Annotated in this window: 1 protein-coding gene; it reads right to left on the reverse strand. The window is 66.0% G+C overall.

All coding sequences use genetic code 11. The annotated features are described in order from the left end of the window. On the reverse strand, window positions 1-244 hold a 244-nt coding region (locus IU450_RS39310; RefSeq protein ID WP_195154786.1), incomplete at its 3' end, for an NAD(P)-binding protein. Window positions 245-536: the final 292 nt, after the last annotated feature.

Consider the following 536-nt stretch of genomic DNA (forward strand, 5'->3'; position numbering starts at 1 on the left):
TCGTCCAGCGCAGTCCCCGTTCGAGCACCGTCACCGGCACGCCCGCCCGCGCCAAGCGCAAAGCGCTGACACCACCACCGAACCCCGAACCCACCACCACCACCCGATGCTCTTCACGAGTCAATGGAACGTTGTTCACTTGCGCGGCAGCGGGAGCGGGCGAACCGAACGTGCGGGAGGCCAAGGCCACAGCGCCGGCCGCGGCGACACCGGTCAACAGTGACCGGCGCGAAAATGCAGTCATCACAAGTCCTTCGGGGTATTCGGCATGTCGAAAGAGTCCTGAACGCCGAACGAGTCGGGCTCCGACCGCCGGATCAGGTGGTGTGCGCAGGGCGCGACGTCTCCGCCGCGAGCCATGAAGGATGGCTCGGCGGGCTGAGACCTTGGTCAGCGCCGATTCGATCGCGGCGCAGGGGGTTTCAGTCGAAGGTGCAGCCGGTGACGGGTTTGTCGGCGAGGCGGTCGAGCAGGTAGGTGATCGCGTTGTCGGGGCCGAATCCGTCGATCATCTCGGGTCCGAAATGGTTCGGGAT

Origin of the sequence: Nocardia abscessus (genome assembly GCF_015477775.1) — a bacterium.
Taxonomy (GTDB): domain Bacteria; phylum Actinomycetota; class Actinomycetes; order Mycobacteriales; family Mycobacteriaceae; genus Nocardia; species Nocardia abscessus_A.